Origin of the sequence: Legionella sainthelensi, assembly GCF_900637685.1 — a bacterium.
Taxonomy (GTDB): domain Bacteria; phylum Pseudomonadota; class Gammaproteobacteria; order Legionellales; family Legionellaceae; genus Legionella; species Legionella sainthelensi.
The window spans coordinates 1,288,133-1,306,719 of sequence record NZ_LR134388.1 but is presented as its reverse complement, the minus strand read 5'-3'; the positions used below and the strand labels follow the sequence as shown (position 1 = coordinate 1,306,719).

Below are 18,587 nucleotides of genomic sequence, written 5' to 3'. Positions count from 1 at the left end.
AAGAAATTAACTTATTTTTACATCATACTCAAATTAGTTAAAATTAAAATGATTCAACTTGACAGATACCAGCAAGCAAAAAGAGTAACTCTTTTAGGGGCAATTGCAAATGCCCTTCTTGGCATTCTTAAACTCGTTGGTGGATATTTCTTCCACTCCCATGCATTAGTAGCTGATGGAGTTCATTCTTTTTCTGATCTCATTACTGATGCGATGGTTTTATTCGCTTCTAAATATGGGAGTCTTGATGCAGATGCGAGCCATCCTTATGGACATCAACGTATCGAAACAGCCGCAACTTTATTATTAGCTCTTTTACTTATTTTGGCAGGTGTTGGTATCGCTTGGGATTCATTATATGACCTGCTCAAATCGGATCACATCAAACCTGATTGGTTATCACTGCCCGTGATTTGTTTTTCGATTATGAGTAATGAGTTTTTATTTCATTACACTTTATACATTGGAAAACGTATCAACTCCAAGTTAATTACTGCTAATGCCTGGCATCATCGTTCTGATGCCGCATCTTCTCTTGTTGTTTTGGTAGGATTAATTGGCAGTTTATGGGGCTTTAGTTCTCTAGATGCCATAGCAGCGATAATTGTAGGTTTTATGATTATAAAAATGGGGGGTGATTATGCTTGGAATAGTGTTAAAGAATTGGTGGACACAGCCGTCAGCGCAGAGTTATTAGCACAGATTGAGCAAGTAATCCAAAAGGTAGATGGGGTTGAAAAAATACATCAATTACGTAGCCGATCTATGGGTGAAAACGTATTAATTGACGTACATATTTTAGTATCGCCTAAAATATCAGTCTCAGAAGGACATTATATTGCCCAACATGTACATCATGCATTAACAGAGCAGATTGAAAGTGTTAAAGATGTAATAGTGCACGTTGATCCAGAAGATGATGAACGCTTTTGTCCTTCGTTACATCTACCCAGCAGAAGAGTATTATATGAACAGTTACTTCATGAAATTCACCGGGACTTTCCCCAAATACTATTCTGGAATTTGCACTATTTAGACGGAAAGCTTGAGATAGATATGGTGTGTGAAAAACACTTTACGCAATGGCAGGAGTTACATAAAAGAGCACTACAAACATTAAAATTACAAACTGATGTTGTAGAAGTTCGTTTATTTAGCTTGCAAGAAATCATGCATCACAACTAAACTATTGTGTTTGGCTTGAGGTAGCCTGAATGCTGTAAAGATTAATGAATACTGATTTTACTTTGTGTTCAGGTTGTATTTCTTTTCTTAGATATAGAAATAGGATAAGTAATGGTATCAGCTACCAGTTTAAAAATATTTTTTGCCTTTTCCATTTTTATAGTTATTTTAATGGCAGGCTGGTATCCCTTTAGAAAACGAATTAAAGATGATAAGCATATTGATTTTCCTATAGGGGAAACATTAGCTACAGGAGTATTTTTAGGAGCTGGATTATTACATATGCTCCCCGACGCAAATGCTTTATTCATGAAAATGGGATACAACTATCCTTTTGCGTTTATCATCACCGGTACTGTATTTCTTATTTTTTTATGGTTTGAACACCTGGGCAAAGAGCTATATCATCATAATAGCGCGACACATCCGGCATTCGCAATTTTAGCTTGGGCAATGCTCTCCATACACTCGGTTATGCTTGGAGCTGCCCTAGGGATATCCCACCATAATTCAATGATCATTATGATTTTTCTTGCGATTATTACCCATAAGTGGGCAGAAAGCTTTGCAATCGCAGTGCAATTGAATAAAAGTTCAATGAGTATGAATACGAGTCTCGTCTTTTTTCTTCTATTTAGCTTTATGACTCCGCTAGGCATTTATCTAGGTTGGTATTTTGGCCAAGGAGTAGAGACTAACTCCATATTTGACCCAATTTTAATTGCCTCATCTGCGGGTACATTTCTTTATTTAGGGACATTACATGGCCTAGAGCGCTGTGTTATGGTGGAACGTTGTTGCAATCTTAAAGATTTTAGTTTTGTGATTATCGGTTTTTCACTCATGGCTTTGGTAGCTATTTATGTCTAAGTTCTTACAACAAGAATCAATTACTCTCGCTTCAGCCTCATCCATTCGCCTACAACTGCTGCAATCACTCGGTATTGAATTCTCTGTAATCCCCGCCCATTGTGATGAAGAAGCGATCAAAGCGACCTTTGATTCGGAAAATACACTTAATTTAGGGTACACTTTGGCAGCCTGCAAGGCGTTGGAAGTGAGTCAATCTCATCCAGAAGATTTTATTATTGCAGCAGATCAACTGTGCGTATTTGGAAAATTAATTCTCAATAAACCCTTAAACCACCAAACTGCAATAGAACATTTAAGTTTATTAAGTGGAAAAACGCATCAACAAATCGCGTGTCTTTGTATTGCCAAAAATAATGAAATACTTTGGCAACATCATGAAATAGCCTATTTAACCTTGCACCATTTAAGCGCGCAAACAATTGAAGCCTATCTGCAAAGTGAAAAGCCTTATCATAGTTGCGGTGCTTATCACTATGAAACTCAAGGTAAATGGTTATTTAAAGAGGTGCAAGGCAGTGAGGATACCATCTTAGGATTACCTTTGCGCCCTCTTGTCAGAATTTTAATACAACTCGGAGCAGTACGCTTTACCTAAAACAATACTAAAAACTTTAATCACAAATAGGATACAACATGCAAATAACCAAAATTCAAGCACGTGAAATTTTAGATTCTCGTGGTAATCCTACTGTTGAGGCAGATGTTATTTTAAAAAATGGTACTCAAGGAAGAGCGAGCGTTCCATCTGGGGCCTCAACCGGAAGCCGTGAAGCGTGTGAACTTCGAGATAAAGATTTGAAACGTTATAATGGTAAAGGCGTACAGCAAGCTGTTGCACATGTAAATCATGAGATCAATCAAGCCTTACATCTTTGTTCTATTGAAGATCAAGAAGCCTTAGATAATCGATTATGTCAATTAGACGGCACAGAAAATAAATCTCGTTTAGGTGCGAATGCCATTCTTGCAGTATCACTTGCTGCCGCAAGAGCTCGAGCCAACACACACAACTTACCCTTGTATGCGGCCCTAAATCAAGGGGAAAAAATGTGCATGCCAGTTCCAATGATGAATATTTTAAACGGAGGAGCTCATGCCGATAACAACGTCGATATTCAAGAATTTATGATTATGCCTGTGGGAGCTCCTGATTTCCCTATCGCATTACAGATGGGAGCTGAAATTTTTCATGGGTTAAAAGATGTACTAAAGAAACAAGGCTTAAATACTGCTGTAGGTGATGAAGGCGGTTTTGCACCTAATATTCGCTCCAATCGCCAAGCCCTCGATCTGCTGTGTGAGGCAGTTAACAAGGCTGGCTTTAAATTAGGAGATGAGATAGTACTTGCTCTAGATGTCGCGGCTTCTGAACTTTATAAGCAAGAAATGTATCATATGGCTTCAGAAAATCAAAAATTTACCTCAGTGCAACTCATTGATTATTATGCAAATCTTGTTGCAAATTATCCCATAGTGAGTATTGAGGACGGCTTGGATGAAAAAGATTGGATGGGATGGAAGCATTTAACCCAGCAATTAGGCGATAGAATTCAATTAGTAGGTGATGATGTGTTTGTAACTAACCCTAAAATTCTCCAAGTAGGCATCACACAAAAAGTAGCCAACGCAATTCTTATTAAAGTAAATCAGATAGGAACTCTAAGTGAAACCCGACAAACGATCCAATTAGCACATCAAAATGGATATCGTTGTGTCATGTCACACCGCTCTGGAGAAACAGAAGACACCTTTATTGCCGATTTGGCAGTAGCCACAGGTTGTGGTCAAATTAAAACAGGATCACTTTGTCGTACCGACCGTATTGCCAAATACAATCAACTCTTACGTATTAATGAAGTTGCAGCATTACCCTATGCAGGAAAAGCCCTATTTAAAAAATAGGAGTCGTTCGCATAATAGCGCAAACTTATCGAATTAAGTTTGCCTAGAGGAGGCGTTTACTTTCGAGCAATAGAGGGCCAACCAATCGTTTTATACAATATACAAATCAAACTCATATTATATTAATTGGGAACGGTGATTTAGGGTTGCTCCTCTTATTGCTCTATAACTGGCATATAATTATGCCTTTTCTGTAACGGTCACAACATTCACTTTTGGTCAATCCCGCTTACAGAGGTTTGCAACCTATTCCTGTAAATTGACTGCGAAGGAACTGTCGTGAACACTCACATCCCAGCAAGCATGCGCTCCTCCATACCCCAGGAAATCTTAATGCAGCACTTTTGTATACTTACTTCTATTGTTATGCGTTACAGGCTACTATTGCATTCATGCCAGCAACATCATCATACTCATCTTTTCTTGAATAGAAAAATCGATTTGGATTACATCGTCCTGATTGCCACAACTGTAGTTTTATTAAATTTTTGTTGGATGAATGACTCAGATCTGGATTCCCAAAAACTATTTCGTGGGTTTCTGTATCAAAAAATCGCTGATTTATATCATCAGCACTCGTTATTGAATTTTGTCTTCTTAAAGTTGGTGACGACGTTGGTAAGTCTTCTAAATCGCTATCTAATTCATTGTCATTCATAATAAACTCATTTAAAGAAAATGTGTGCAAATTGTAAACTACAATTGTTAAGAAAATATTATGCCAATTTGACAAAATACACAGACAAACTATCTGTGGAAAAGCGACATGGGGGAGTCGAGGATGGTTCATATATGTCGCAAAAAGTTGTCTAGCTCCCGGCCAGCTTATATAATTGTACTCCTGATAAAAACAAAAGTAGTTTCATCAGAAGAAGTGACAAAAGTAAAACCGATATTTTTCCTCATCCAGATTTTAATTTAGCAACTATCTCCCTATTAAAAATTTGCCATTACATTTGTCCTAGAAACATCCTCTTCCACAATTTCATTGACGTAGGATTGCTCTTTTGATTTTTGCAATTCTAATTTAAAATTTACAGAGGGAGGCGTTTTTTCCTGAGAAGATTTTTTGTCCTCAAATTGTTCAATTTTATTCAATGATCCTATCACATCCTTCATATTTTCTTGTAACGTGGGGAATTTATTTTCAATTTCTGGGGTGATAAAGCCCAGTATATTATTTGCTGCCGCCCTAATATCGGCTGGAGATGATGCTGGGTTAATCAGCTTATCCAAATCTTTTTTTATGGGGGCAATAATCGATTGATCTTCCGGAGTAATTGATGCCATCCATCGACGCTTCCCATCTATATTTGCTTCAAGTCTCTCTTTCTCTTGAGCGATAATTTCTATTGGATTACGGTTTTCATGGACGACCTTTAAATCCGCAACTACAGCGGCATAATCATGTAACATGATATTGATCGCATCAATTCTTTCTTTTTGATAAGGTTTTGGATGTGCTCTATTTAACTGCGTTTTATAAAGTTCTTGAAGGGTAAGAAACGCTTTTTCTAGAAACTCATTTTGTTTCTCACTATCAAACATAGCAGTTTTTTCAGAGTCATTAATAATTGTTATCAATTTTTCCATTGAGTCCAATTGATTTCGATTAAAATTATGTTTGTCTCTGAGTTTTTTAATTGCATTCAAATGACGAGATGGAGGAGTTTCATCGTTCTTTTCAATTTCATTTTTAATATAATTTATTAAAGAGTTACGTATATCATTCAAGCGCGTTGAGTTATGGAGAAGTACATTTTCGGAGTGGATACATACTACTTCAATATGGTTCATACCCTTAGCGTCCTTGGTGATAGAAATTGGAACCATAGCAATATCATCAGGAATCCTTGAGATAAATTCTTCCTCCTTCTCAAACCTTGATATATTTGCCACGTTATAATAATCTGCTAGCCTTTCTGGATTTTTAATATGCAAAATTACTCCATTACTTTTGGCAAATTTGGCTGTGACATCTATATTGGTAGTAGTGCTAAGAATTTTTTTAGCTGCAATATCCACAATATTAATTTCTACGAGTTCCTCTGGTGAAAGAGTAGCCAGTTTATCTTGAGCTTGTAGCTCCTTTACCTTTTCAAATTTTTTCAGAGCATTATCTAATCCAAAACTTTGTCCTCGAAGTAGTTCATCTGGTGTTTGTTGTACTTCAAGTTTACGTTTATCCAAACCCGCCTTATGTATTGCGACGTTTAATAAAAAGGCCATTTTTCTTTCGTCATCTGTCGTTGTTTTAGGATCATTATATCCCCCAACAATGGCGTTTATTTTTTTAAAAAAAGGAGTGTCTTCCGTGTACATTCTTAATAATACGTCTCCAAAAGTAGGTTCGCTCCCTTTAGCTTTCATAAGCGTGTTCTTACAGCCTGCATACAATTCAGATATCCGAATTTTTTCACGATCTTGTTTAAATTCAATTTTTGTATTTTTCATCATATTCGCAACAGATCTTAAAAAATTATCATCCAAGTTTTTTGCTATTACTGTAAGTTGGCCACGTCGAGTCATATTTTCAATTGATTCGACTGATATCCTGGATAACATATGGTGTTGCTCAGCTGGTTGTGCTAATACATGCAGTAATTTTTGCATGGTTTGCTTCACTGCTAATTCCTCTTGAGCAAACTGTTTGGGTGGTAATGTAAATTTAGATGAAATTAGTTTTTCCAAATCTTTTTTAATTTCTTCGCTGGAGATTCCCATGATCCCACCTCGCATAATAGTTACTTAGTTTTAACTAAATTTAATTGTCCTTAATTAAATCTTAGCAACGTGAAGTGAACAGTAGCTTATATGCAAGAGAAAATTTGGAATACAGTTCTCCAATATGGAATAGTTTCCTACATGGTTTGAATGTCGTATGAAGATTAGTTTGCTATAAACCCTATTAGGATTGATTTTACTGCACATCGAGGCGAAAACCACTTTGATGCAGTTGAGTAGGGTAAATTGTCGTTAAAACATGTATTCATTTTTGTTATTTTGCCTTAGGGGGTAAAGATTAATCCTCCGGGAACTGAATATTGGTGTTGTATTTCGTTCGATTCAGACAAAAACTACTGCGAAACATTTTAATGTTCGCTTCATTTGCAAATACTCGGCGTGCAAATTCATTATAATGATTCATATCTGACACATGAATGATTAATAAATAATCAGTCTCACCAGAAACAAAGTAGCATTGCTTTACTTCTTCTTGCTCTGCCATTTTACGCTCAAAATGAGCTAATAAATCCTCTCTTTGTTTCTCCAAGGTGATATTAGCAAACACAATAAGACCTCGCCCTGCTTTAAAAGGATCAACTAAAGAAACATCTTTAACAATAATACCCTCGTCCCGTAATCGTTTTACACGTCTAAAACAAGGAGGGGCTGAAATTCCTACTTTTTCTGCTAAAGAAAGATTCGTAATTTGATTGTCTTTTTGTAGTAGATTTAAAATTTTTCGATCAATTTTATCCAAAAAGACTGCTTTAGCGGGTTCAGTTGTTGGCTTTTCCTCTTTATTCTTTTTCATATATTACCTAAACCATTAAATATCTAATTATAAAATGAAATAAAAACACAATAAATTAGAAATTTATTTATTTATATTTCGTGATAAATTACTCGTCAAATCAATAAGATCAAAAAGAGAGCAATTATGATAAGACCAGCACAGAGTGATGATATACCGCAACTAAATCAACTTATTGAACATTCAGCTAGAGTTTTAAGCTCTAGTGACTATACAAATATGGAAATTGAAGGAGCAATTCATGCGATTTTTGGTGTAGACAAAGAATTGATTAACGATCAAACATATTATGTTATTGAAAAAAATGAAGTGCTTATTGCATGTGGAGGATGGAGTAAACGAAAAACTTTATTTGGAGGTGATCAATGCAAAGCTCGTGAGGAGGGATTTTTAGATCCTCAGAAAGACTATGCCAAAATTAGAGCATTTTTTGTTCACCCCAATTATGCCCGCCAAGGACTAGGAAAAAAACTCTTGGAATATTGCGAACAACAAGCATTGGCTAATGGATTTACCAAGTTTGAAATGATGGCCACATTACCAGGCGCAAAACTTTATCAGATTTGTGGTTACCAAATGATAGAACCCAAATATTTCGCTCTTTCCAAGGACCAATCTTTTAAAATGCTACGAATGACAAAATATGTAATCTAAATTCTTATATAAAGACATGGAATAGCTTTTTTATTGGCTAAAACCATGTCTCTTAATATCTCTTTAAGCTTCATATCGTAATATGTTCTCAACGTAACAATCTATTATAATAATCATGCCAAAAATATATTTACTAACAGCACCATTTGATGAGGACGCAAAAACTGGAGATGGACAATATGCTGCTTCTTTAGAATTAGGTTTTGCAGAAAATTATGACATACCCTGTACCTGGTTAAAAAAAGACCAAAGACACTATAGCATCCCATTTCCGAGCGACACTACTTCTATTCCAGCCGACACCATCCCAAGTGCGATAGTCTTACAGCCAGTTGCCAATGAAAATACCCTAATTAGCGGTTATAAGTTAAAAGAAGCTCTTTCTTCAATAGAAGAAGCCCAAGAGGTGAATATTAAAACCGTTAGTCCCAGAACCCCAAAAGTTCTTGTAAAGCATGATAACAGCTTACAATCACTTACTATAATGGATATTTACTCCCAAAAACCCATCCAACTTGATGAAATAAACGTTGATAAAATAATTAACTCCTTAAAAACAAAAAAAACCAAGTTAGAAAAGGCCATAGAAGATAATAATGACGAGCTAAGTAAAATTAAAAAACCAAAAAGCAAGTTAGCGCGTTTAATTAAATTATATAATGAAAATAAAGAGAATATTAAAGATCGTTGTTCTTTAAATGAATATATTGAAGCCCATTTAATCCCCAAAGACTTTTCAACGAGACATATAAAAGCCCTCGATAATTTTTTATCCCTTAAAGAACATTTTGCAGGTCCAGTCAATTTAAAAGCATTGGAAAAATTAACGGATAAATTTACTGGAATCAAAGACTACACCTATGACTTTCACAGTAATAATTTGCCTTATGATTTAGAGCGAGATAAAAAATTTAGAAATTTTTATGGATTTGACGAATTAAAAGGCTCCATTAAAGGAATTATCACGCAGTTAGAAGAGCTTAGCCGGATCCGTCTTGCTGTAGCTGAACGATATGAGCATAGCTTTAAAGCAATTAATGAGGAAAATGAAGACTTACAAAGTAAATTAACCTTTATTAAACTTATTTTTAACGATGGCTTTAAAGAAGTCTATGACCAAGAAAAATTCATTAAGGCCTTATTAAATCCAGTTGAAGATGCGATCCGCTCTTATACAAACGTTAAAAACAAACTGGAAAACATTCAGGATATTTTTGCAAATAATGACGGCTATAGAGATAATTTAATCTTAGAATTACAAAACTTAATTTCAAATCAACAGGAGCCTTATCTTTCTGCGAATAAAATGTTGAGTGGTTTTTATGGCAAAAGAATTCTTTCCGCAAGCGAAGGATTTCATTTAGCTTATCAAGCAAACCGACGCGATCCAATCAAACCTGAAGTGATTAAAAGTATGATTGCCAGCATGCAGCCAATTGAAGAGGACACTCATCTTGATATTCATATACGTCCACCAGATTGTGGTGTATTTATTACTCCGGAAGATATCAAGAAATTTCAAGAAGCAAAGATCAAAGTCAATATCACGATCCATGAGTATAAGCAAAATTATACCCGACGTTATTTACAACAATATACCCATGACTTAATGCGCCAAGCAGATAGCGTGCAATTTTTTAACGAATCAGACCGAGATAACGCCATTATTGCCGCTACTTATGGTGATTGTGATAAGAGAAATACAACTGAATCTACTGGCGTTGCTAAAAAGATAAGAGAAGTTGGTGAAGAGTATACTTTAGATAAATATCCCGTTAAAAAATATGATTTAAAAGGAAAATCTGGATTAACCGTTGCATCGCAAAAATTAAGCACAACCCCTGATCACCCTTTGGATGTAGTGGCTAAAAAACCTAATATCTTATCTTTTGGTACGATTCGTCCAGGTAAAGGATTCGAAGAGGCCCTAAAATTGGCACAACTAGTAAAACAAAATGCATCTAGTATTGAGAAAAAAATACCGCAAATACCCATTGTAAAACTAGCAGGTGATCCACAAGATCAAGAGTTAATGCAACGAATAGTTGAAGAACGATTTGGTAGTGTTGCTGTCGAAACTTATCAAATAAAACAAGCCTATGATAGTAAATTTACTAACAGTCAACGTAGAGATTATTGGAAAAACCTAGTCAAGGAATTAAATCGACAAGTTAAGGAAGATGGAGCGACTCTTAATAATCCTTACATAGAAATACATCCCTGGTGTGAGGCACATGAGTTACTGCAATTAAAGCAAAGTTGCAAATACGTGTGTCGAATGGATGATATGGGTATGAGAAATAATGGCTCAGCAATTATCAGTGTATTAGACGTTGGCGTTGTGTATACTAAATTTGGTTCAGTTACTGATGATGTATTTATTAAAGGGGGCAAGTATGGAAATGCCGTTGATATTGGCGAGTATCGTTACGGTAAATTCAGTTTATTAAAAAAGGAAAAAGACTTTATAAAGGAACATGATAAAGAACCACTCCCCAAATGGCTTATCAAAAATCCGGATTCTGCCTATAAGCGTCAACCTGAATCAAGAGATCCACAAGATATTTTAAACTCAATTGTGGCTCGAGAAGAAAATCAGTTAGCATACAGTAAAGATATCATAAATTCAGAGAATTATAAGACCATAGTAGAAGCACAAAAGTTATTAACTGAACGATTTACACTCAAAAATGCAGTAGATCATTTATTAGAAAATGTAGGACTCCAAGATTTAATTATTAAAGAAAAAGTCGATGAGTTATTTGAGACAGAGGAACCACTCTTAGCACAAACGAATAATTTAGGAGAGCTGGCCACGATTCTCCCAGAGCGCCTTTATTTATCAAAGTCATGTCCTGAGCTTGGTTTTTTTGGCTCTCGCCGCAGTAAATTGGAAATTGAAGAAGAAAATAATAAACTTAAAAAATCAATAATAGTATTTTAATACAGGAAAAGGAAAATTTATGCCTGGCTCTATGAGAGATATTGAAGATTTAATTTGTGAAGATGGTATTACCGATGAAGTGACTCTGTTACTTTATAAGTTAAAACCAATTGACCTAGTAATGTTTAAAGTTACTGGCAGCAACACCCTCAAACAGCAACTTGAGTGTCCTGAGCTGGAACCATTCTGGGTCAACAAGTTTAATAAACTACGATTAGAAAATGATCATGCTTTTCAATTCAGAAACCCGGAATCACAATCAAAGGCTGATTTCTATTGTGGCTATGTTTTATATTTAGCAGCTTTAAAAGAAACCAAAATTAAAAACAATAATAAGTATAATGATTATCTTATTATTTCTCTGCTACAGTTTAATTGCTTTTATGCTGCTCAGGAACTTTTGACCCATCTCATTATGAATTGTAAGAATAATCTCAAACTCGAAAATGTAAATACTTTGTACGACTTTCTGATTCAGATAAATTCTCAATTACAACAACACCAAACACCAGGCTGTTTGTTACTCGCCAATACCTATTTTTATCTTGCAGGATTTTATCAGCGTTTAAATCTTAAGAGAGAAAGTATTGAATGTTATAAATCATGCTGGGAGCAACTTCATTTGGCGGAATTGTTGGAATCAACATCTGAGAGAGAAATTCACAATGCCTATTTTGGGCGAGGATTAATGCTGAGTAATGCCTTGGGATTAAATACCATAGCAGAAATTAAAGATCGCTGCAGTCAATTCAACTCGGAACTATTTACTGATGCTTTTCGACTTGCTGCTGAAGCAAAAGCTGAAAAAACGTTTAACAGTAAATTTAAAAGTAGTTCAAGTATAGATATGGAAGATACACGTCCCAATAATATTCCGTCAAGGTTCTAGCATCTAGTCCCTGCTTATTTTTTAGGATGATACTCGGGAATTTCCTTGGAATAACGCCCTTTTATCGTTCTAAAAAATCTAGAATGAGCGGAAAATCCTTGTTAATATCGCCTGATGGAAGAAATGCTTCATGAATTCGAAGTTCTTTAGTTGCATAATCAGGACCCACCATAACTATAGGTAGTTTTGCTTGGCATGCAATATGATAAAATCCCTCTTTCCAACGAGTAACTGGACTACGAGTACCCTCTGGAGTAATTGCTAACTTAAACGAATCACGAGAACGAAATAATTCAACCACTTGGTCAACCGTCTTATTTTTTTTGGAGCGATCAACAGGCGCTCCCCCTAATACTCTTAAGAGCAGGCCTAAAGGAAAAAAGAAAAGCTGATTTTTAGCTAAAAAGTGAATCTTAACTCCTAGTTCGAAGCGCGCAAATAAACCAACTGCGAAGTCCCAATTACTGGTATGAGGAGCGACAACAACCAGATACTTTTTATCTTTAGGTAGTTCACCTACAATCTTCCAACCAAATAGTTTTAAAATAAAATGACCAAGTCTTTGCATATTCACAATCTATAATTATTTTCATTAAGTATCGTTGACATCTGCATCGTTTGTCCGCTTTCATTAATGACCATTCACTTCGACCATTTTAAAATAATAACGATGTTTATTAGGTAAATCCTCTTAATCTTAGGCATAAACCTTGAGCGTTCTTCAAAAAATTTAAACTAGAAATGCTTTTGAGCCATTCGTTTCTTGCAACATTCGGACTGAGGATGCTCGAGAATCGGTCTCGAAGCCTTAGAGATAAGGCTTTCGCCCTTCCTCAGACTGAACAATTCTAAGTAGCGACTGGCTCCCAATGTTTAAATTTGCAAGAGATCTCTTAGGCATAGACCGCAAGATCCAGGTCACTTAAATAAATTGTCAACACACCTTAGTATATACAAATTATTATTTTGATACACCTGAAATACTTTGCATAAACACAATTTGCCTAAGTTATTCAAAATAAAAACTGCTAAAAATAAAAAAAACATTCTAGAGTTTAAAATTATACTAAAATGATACATATATAGGCGTAGCTATGGAGTGCTCAAATGAAAAACGAAGATCCCGCACTTACTATTTCGAATCCGCGTTTACTCGCCGCTGTTTACTATGGATTGCTCTCTGTTGTCGGCACCATACTGATAGACGTATTGCTTACCTCACTGGATATTATGGAAATTGTTCCTCTTTTCCAATCAATAGTCCTAGGAGTAATTGTTGCTGCAATCACTGGAGCAATATTTGGTGAACTTATCGTTCATTGCCCTAAACCTTATAAACTTAAAACCTTTATGTTAGGTTTCGTCATGGTTCTTCTTTCCTTACCTTTTTTTGATCTGGGCTTGATGTACTTCATCGAAGAATCAGAAAGGCCAATATTCAAAATAACCAACTTTCAGGATCTTTTTCTTTCTTATCTGTCAGTATTAGGCCACAGCTATATTTTGTTCGGATTTTTACTTGCCATTGCAGCAGGCGTTGCTTCTATGTATTTACGCGGCCTGTTCGTCTATCAAATCTTGCATACAGATAAACGCCGAAGTCACCGTTTACCGCGATATATAGGAGAATTAGACAAAGTCAAAGCAAAGCCCACCCCAAAAAAGCGTACTATGCAACGGAAAAAAACTTCAGTAAAATAATCTAAAATGAGGCATCTATGAAAGTGTACTCCTACATCTGACGACTATCATCATGTTGAGTAAGTAAGTAACAACAATATAAAATTCACATTTTCAGATCTCATAAGAACACTTGTAGCGATTATCAGCCAATGCACATTTAAGATAATCTTATTTTGTAATAGCCCAGCTACCTCTGTTGAATTTGGCACAAATGGTTATCTTGAGCTCAGGTTGTGAGAAAATTTTGACAAACCAGAGCAGCATGTCAGTGAGTATTGGTTTACACAATTTCTCGCAAGATGAGCCAAATACGGCCGTTTACTGAATGGGGTTGGGTTCTTACCTTATTTTTGGATATTTATGCTCCTCCATAATTTCAGCAATAAAGATCAACTTTTTTTTCTTTTAGCTCAAGGAGCAACTGTCCTCACACCTAATAACCGATTGAATGAATCAATAATTCAACAATATTTTGCTCATTGTAATACCCAGACTGTAGATAAACCCAAATGCATGCCTTATCGAACTGCACTAATCAAAGCCTATGAGCAACTTAATTTTATTCATGCAAATGGCTCTTATCCTATATTATTAAGTGATACCCAGTGCCAGTATTTATGGCGTAAGATCATCAAATCTGAACCATCCATAACCTACAGCGAAGGCTTACTCAAATCGATTATCACTGCCTGGGAGCATTGCCAACAATGGCAAATCAACCCCGAAAATCCAAAATTTCTCTATACTCAGCAAACACATCAATTTCAGCAATGGTGGCTAGAGTTTGAGAAACAATTAAAACAGCAACATTTGACTACGGAACATCAATTAATCCCCCACCTACTTAATGCCCAATACCCGCTGTTTTCTGATTCGATTATTTGGGTATGTTTTGATGACTTTACTCCTCAGCAATTGCACTTGCAAGAACAGCTAATCAATCAAGGAATTACCCAATACCGATATGATTTGAAAGAAAAATCTTCTAAAATTGAAATGCTGGCAGCTCAGGATGATAAAGAAGAATATCAACAATTAATGTTATGGCTGCATTTAAAAATACAAGAAGGTCATCATCGTATAGGCGTAGTCGTACCTAATTTAGAAAAAGAATCAAATTTATTACAAAGGATGTTAGCTCATCATTTTGATTCAACGTTCTTCAATGTTTCTTTAGGCCAACCTTTAAGTGATTTTCCCTTAGTTGCACATGCCTTGTGTTGGCTCAATTTAGATGATTTTACATTAACTCAGCACCAAGCAAGCCTGCTTCTCCAATCTCCTTATCTTGGTTATTCTAAAGAAGAGTTTATTGAGCGAACTGAATATCTGCAAGAGAGCAATCTACTCGAAAAGCAATTAGTTTTATTAAAAGATTTTATAGAGGAACTTCATTTTTATACCCCGAAACTATCTAAATTATTAAGTCTTCTAATCCCCTATCCGCCAATGGCTACCCCTCAAGAATGGGCAAGCCTGTTTCAAGATCGCTTAAAGACGTTAGGGTTTCCCGGTGGCTATGGACTTAATTCAGAAAATTATCAATGTCTTAATCGTTTTATCACCCTTTTTGATGAGTTGAGGCAACTGGCAGTGTTCAACTCTTATTTGACTAAGACTGAAGCCCTTGAAGCATTATACCATTTGGCCCAACATACCATTTTTCAAGCACAAAAAAACAACGCGCCAATCCAAGTTTCTGGTCTTTTGGAGGCATCTGGGTGCGAATTTGATAGTCTCTGGGTTATGGGGTTAACTGATCAATGTTTGCCACAAAAGGTTCATTTATCTGCTTTTGTTCCTTCATATTTACAACGGGAACTCCGTATGCCTCATAGCTTGCCCGAACGTGAACTGCAATTTGCGCGTCAAATACTCCAGAGACTACAAAGAAGTGCTGATTCTGTAGTATTTAGTTTTGCACAGTTACAAGGTGATAATCCTAATTTACCTTGCTCCTTAATAACCAAATTTCCCCATTTTAACTTATTACCTGTACCTAACTCGATATATAAACCTCAATATGTAACTGTAGAGGAACAATTTTCCCTACCCGTATCACCAGAAGAACGTATCACGGGAGGTACCGCAATTTTGGCAAACCAAGCAAAATGCCCTTTTAAAGCGTTTGCGGAACACCGCCTGCGTGCCAAAGCACCTTTGCAAACAACTGATGGTTTGAATCATAAGGAAAGAGGAAAGATAATTCACAAAGTGATGGAGTTATTATGGCAAGCATTGGAGACCCAAGAGAAACTCCAGCAGTTAGCGCCCCAGATTTTAGATGAATACATAGATAAGGCAATTCATACCGCTTTAAGTCATCTGAATCAAAGTACTAATTTCCTCTGTGCGCCAGTTCAAGAAGTTGAAAGTACACGGCTAAAACGCCTGATACACATCTATCTCGAATGGGAAAAACAACGAACCCCATTCACAATCGCAGCATTAGAGCACTCTTATTCCATTAATTTAGCCGGGCTTGATATTCAAGTACGAATCGATCGTTTGGATCAAGTAGCAGATAAAAAATGGGTTATTGATTATAAGAGCACCCTTCCAGCGAGTAGACCCTGGCATGAAGAGCGGCCGAAAGAACCCCAGTTACTTCTTTACGCGCTACTTGATGATCAAATTAATACCTTTTTACTGATGCAGTTAAAATCAGGAAAAATATGCTGTGCGGGCCTTAGTGAAGAAAAACAGACTATTCATGGAATTACTTCATTAAAAAAGATGAGACATGGGCTGAATGCCGAAAAACGTGGCAAAAACAATTAACTCATTTAGCAATGGAATTTCAACAGGGATATTGCCCACCACAACCCGCTCATCCAAACATTTGTCAGCAATGCGACTTTCAAAATTTATGTCGTATTCAAGACAATGAATAGATTCTCTTCCTTTAATCAAACAGCTTCACTCATAATTAAATAAATAAAAATATCATGATTTTTCTATGTAAATTATGTTATAAGACGTTAATTTAGCATGAGTTATAGTAAGGATTTTATTAGAATCAGAGTCTCTCTGACTTCCACTCGTGCTGGGAAGCGCTGCTATTACTCCAATCAACGTCCCAAACGCATCGCGGGAGCCACGATGGTGAGGGGAGTTTGGATCTCGCGAACAAGTTGCGGGATGCAGGAAGAAGAATAGACTATCCCGAATACACTTTAGTTTATTAATTGAAATGGTTTTAATTACATGTTTTCCTAAATAATTATAATAAGAGATGAATCATGCCTTATAATCATAGAATATTAGAACAACGTTTAAGCACTTGTGACGACCAATTATTCGCACTTTTCGCCACTGAAAAAGAACTAGACGACCAAATTAAGCAACAGATAAAAGCAGTCCAAGATTATTATAATCTCTCTTACACTAAAGCAACTTCAGCAAAAACTGTTGAAGCAATTGCAAAAAGTTATGAATCTTTTGTTGCATTACTCACTAAGGTAAAAAATAAGGAAATGCCCCCCAAAGCAGCGATGGATGCATTGATAAACACAAGCCAGTCTAGAAAAGTTAATGTCTTATTCAGCAATCTTACTAAAGCATGTGAACTATTATTTTGGTCCGCGACTGCATTTTCTTTGTATATGGGGATTTTTGGAATTGCTTTACCTGTACTTGTTATCCAACCTGTTCTTGGTATTGCGGTGTCAATAACCATTGTTGGTGCAATGCTTGCAGCCGCATATAAAGCGCTTTCATGTTTTAGTGAATTTAAATCATTGAGTAGGCATGACACCGAACATACTCACGAAGCAAGCCTGGTTTCATTTTTTAGGCCAATACCCCAAGAACGAGAAGTAATTAGCCCGATTAATGAGGAAATAAACGAACTAGAAAACATATGTTGTTAAAATAACGTGACGCGATATAAACGAAAATGATTTTTTATATCGCGCTGTTTTTATTCAGGGCTGATTCCCTTATCGATTGGACATCCACCACTTTCGCCAGGGAAATACTTTACAGAAAAAAGTTCATGTGAGTAAACATTCGCTATAAAGGCAGTTATTGTTGATCTGGGTCAAAAGATAAGTTTTCTTTATCCAGAGTATTGTAGATATACCTTAACTCTTTGCGTATGCTCATTTATATACTTTATAGATTAAGAAGTTACAATTGCGAAATTTAATCAGATGTTTAATAATGATTAAATCACAGAACAAGGGAGTGAAGATGTCACTCAAAATAACTAAAAGAAAAATTTTATATTGTGGTTTTATTACATGTTTACTTAGTAGTTGTGTTCATCCACCCTATAACAATTTCAAACCAGTACATCCTATGCCTAAAAGAGTTGTGACCGGGGCAGTCGTTGGCACTGCAGTGGGGGCTGCGACTACAGGTACAGTAGCCGGAGCACTTGTAGGCACTGCAGCTGGAGGGGTGGCTGGAGCCGTTGTAGGTTTTAACAAAACGAGTAGCCGCAGTATCATTAAAGAATTAAATAATGAAAATATTCAGTTTGTGCAATATGGCGATACCATGACCCTTATTGTACCCGTTGATAAATATTTTATGTTTGAAAGTCCACGCCTTAATGAAATTTGTTATCCTGGTTTGATTAACATCGTAAGACTATTGAAATTTTATCCGGTTAGCCCAGTCTATGTAGCAGGATTTACAGATGATGTAGGTACTAGATATCATAAAAAATCATTATCTCAAGCACAGGCAGAAACAATGCTTACCTTTTTATGGGCAAATAATATCCCCGCGCAACTGCTTAAAGCAGAAGGTTATGGTGATAAAAATGATGTGGGTGATAACAAACTCATTCATGGTAGTGCATTTAATAGACGCATTGAAATTCAATGGTTCAGCAGTTTAGGAACTAAAAGATGCGCAACGTGTCCTGCGCCGGTACCACCACCTAAGATTTATGCAACCAAGTAAGGCGA

The 18,587-nt window shown here is 36.1% G+C and carries 14 protein-coding genes and 1 pseudogene; 11 read left to right on the top strand and 4 right to left on the bottom strand.

Annotated features, from left to right (window positions below):
- Nucleotides 1-48 precede the first annotated feature (48 nt).
- From EL220_RS05875 to eno, 4 genes are all read left to right on the top strand, one after another.
- Nucleotides 49-1,185 carry a cation diffusion facilitator family transporter gene (locus EL220_RS05875; RefSeq protein ID WP_027271625.1) on the top strand — a complete coding sequence of 379 codons (1,137 nt, stop codon included), beginning with the start codon at nucleotides 49-51 and terminating at the stop codon, nucleotides 1,183-1,185.
- 111 nt (nucleotides 1,186-1,296) lie between these two features.
- Entirely contained in the window at nucleotides 1,297-2,055 is a 759-nt protein-coding gene (locus tag EL220_RS05870) for a ZIP family metal transporter (RefSeq protein ID WP_027271626.1), read from the top strand.
- On the top strand, nucleotides 2,048-2,653 hold the full coding sequence (locus EL220_RS05865) for a Maf family protein (RefSeq protein WP_027271627.1): 606 nt from the start codon (nucleotides 2,048-2,050) through the stop codon (nucleotides 2,651-2,653). The genes EL220_RS05870 and EL220_RS05865 overlap by 8 nt, the downstream gene beginning before the upstream one ends.
- Nucleotides 2,654-2,691: 38 nt before the next feature.
- Nucleotides 2,692-3,960 carry a phosphopyruvate hydratase gene (eno, locus tag EL220_RS05860; protein ID WP_027271628.1) on the top strand — a complete coding sequence of 423 codons (1,269 nt, stop codon included), beginning with the start codon at nucleotides 2,692-2,694 and terminating at the stop codon, nucleotides 3,958-3,960.
- Between the two features lie 364 nt (nucleotides 3,961-4,324).
- Here eno and EL220_RS05855 read toward each other — a convergent pair whose 3' ends face one another.
- The 3 genes from EL220_RS05855 to EL220_RS05845 all read right to left on the bottom strand — a co-directional run bounded on the left by EL220_RS05855 (nucleotide 4,325) and on the right by EL220_RS05845 (nucleotide 7,498).
- Nucleotides 4,325-4,618, bottom strand: a complete 294-nt coding sequence (locus EL220_RS05855) for a hypothetical protein (RefSeq protein WP_027271629.1) — start codon at nucleotides 4,616-4,618, stop codon at nucleotides 4,325-4,327.
- Nucleotides 4,619-4,896: 278 nt separating this feature from the next.
- Entirely contained in the window at nucleotides 4,897-6,573 is a 1,677-nt protein-coding gene (locus EL220_RS05850) for a hypothetical protein (protein ID WP_128130843.1), read from the bottom strand.
- A gap of 409 nt (nucleotides 6,574-6,982) precedes the next feature.
- Nucleotides 6,983-7,498: an Lrp/AsnC family transcriptional regulator gene (locus tag EL220_RS05845; RefSeq protein ID WP_027271631.1), complete on the bottom strand. Its 516-nt coding sequence runs from the start codon at nucleotides 7,496-7,498 to the stop codon at nucleotides 6,983-6,985.
- A 126-nt stretch (nucleotides 7,499-7,624) separates the two neighbouring features.
- Here EL220_RS05845 and EL220_RS05840 point away from each other — a divergent pair, with 126 nt between their 5' ends.
- The 3 genes from EL220_RS05840 (at nucleotide 7,625) to mesI (ending at nucleotide 11,985) form a co-directional block, all read left to right on the top strand.
- Nucleotides 7,625-8,152, top strand: coding sequence for a GNAT family N-acetyltransferase (locus EL220_RS05840; protein WP_027271632.1), 528 nt, complete (start codon nucleotides 7,625-7,627; stop codon nucleotides 8,150-8,152).
- A 115-nt stretch (nucleotides 8,153-8,267) separates the two neighbouring features.
- Nucleotides 8,268-11,096 (top strand): Dot/Icm T4SS effector Ceg32/SidI, encoded by a 2,829-nt coding sequence (gene sidI, locus EL220_RS05835; RefSeq protein WP_027271633.1) that lies wholly within the window; start codon nucleotides 8,268-8,270, stop codon nucleotides 11,094-11,096.
- A 19-nt stretch (nucleotides 11,097-11,115) separates the two neighbouring features.
- Nucleotides 11,116-11,985, top strand: a complete 870-nt coding sequence (gene mesI / locus EL220_RS05830) for a Dot/Icm T4SS effector metaeffector MesI (RefSeq protein ID WP_027271634.1) — start codon at nucleotides 11,116-11,118, stop codon at nucleotides 11,983-11,985.
- A 14-nt stretch (nucleotides 11,986-11,999) separates the two neighbouring features.
- Here mesI and EL220_RS05825 read toward each other — a convergent pair.
- Nucleotides 12,000-12,553: pseudogene (locus EL220_RS05825) on the bottom strand (1-acyl-sn-glycerol-3-phosphate acyltransferase).
- A 539-nt stretch (nucleotides 12,554-13,092) separates the two neighbouring features.
- Between EL220_RS05825 and EL220_RS05820 the strand changes: the two are divergent.
- The 4 genes from EL220_RS05820 (at nucleotide 13,093) to cmpA (ending at nucleotide 18,582) form a co-directional block, all read left to right on the top strand.
- A complete protein-coding gene (locus tag EL220_RS05820; RefSeq protein ID WP_027271636.1) occupies nucleotides 13,093-13,686 on the top strand; it encodes a hypothetical protein in 594 nt (197 codons plus the stop codon).
- A 342-nt stretch (nucleotides 13,687-14,028) separates the two neighbouring features.
- On the top strand, nucleotides 14,029-16,449 hold the full coding sequence (locus tag EL220_RS05815) for a PD-(D/E)XK nuclease family protein (protein WP_414973827.1): 2,421 nt from the start codon (nucleotides 14,029-14,031) through the stop codon (nucleotides 16,447-16,449).
- 461 nt (nucleotides 16,450-16,910) lie between these two features.
- Nucleotides 16,911-17,540, top strand: coding sequence for a DUF5638 domain-containing protein (locus EL220_RS05810; RefSeq protein WP_027271638.1), 630 nt, complete (start codon nucleotides 16,911-16,913; stop codon nucleotides 17,538-17,540).
- A 322-nt stretch (nucleotides 17,541-17,862) separates the two neighbouring features.
- Nucleotides 17,863-18,582 (top strand): C-OmpA-like family protein CmpA, encoded by a 720-nt coding sequence (gene cmpA / locus EL220_RS05805; protein ID WP_027271639.1) that lies wholly within the window; start codon nucleotides 17,863-17,865, stop codon nucleotides 18,580-18,582.
- Nucleotides 18,583-18,587 lie beyond the last annotated feature (5 nt).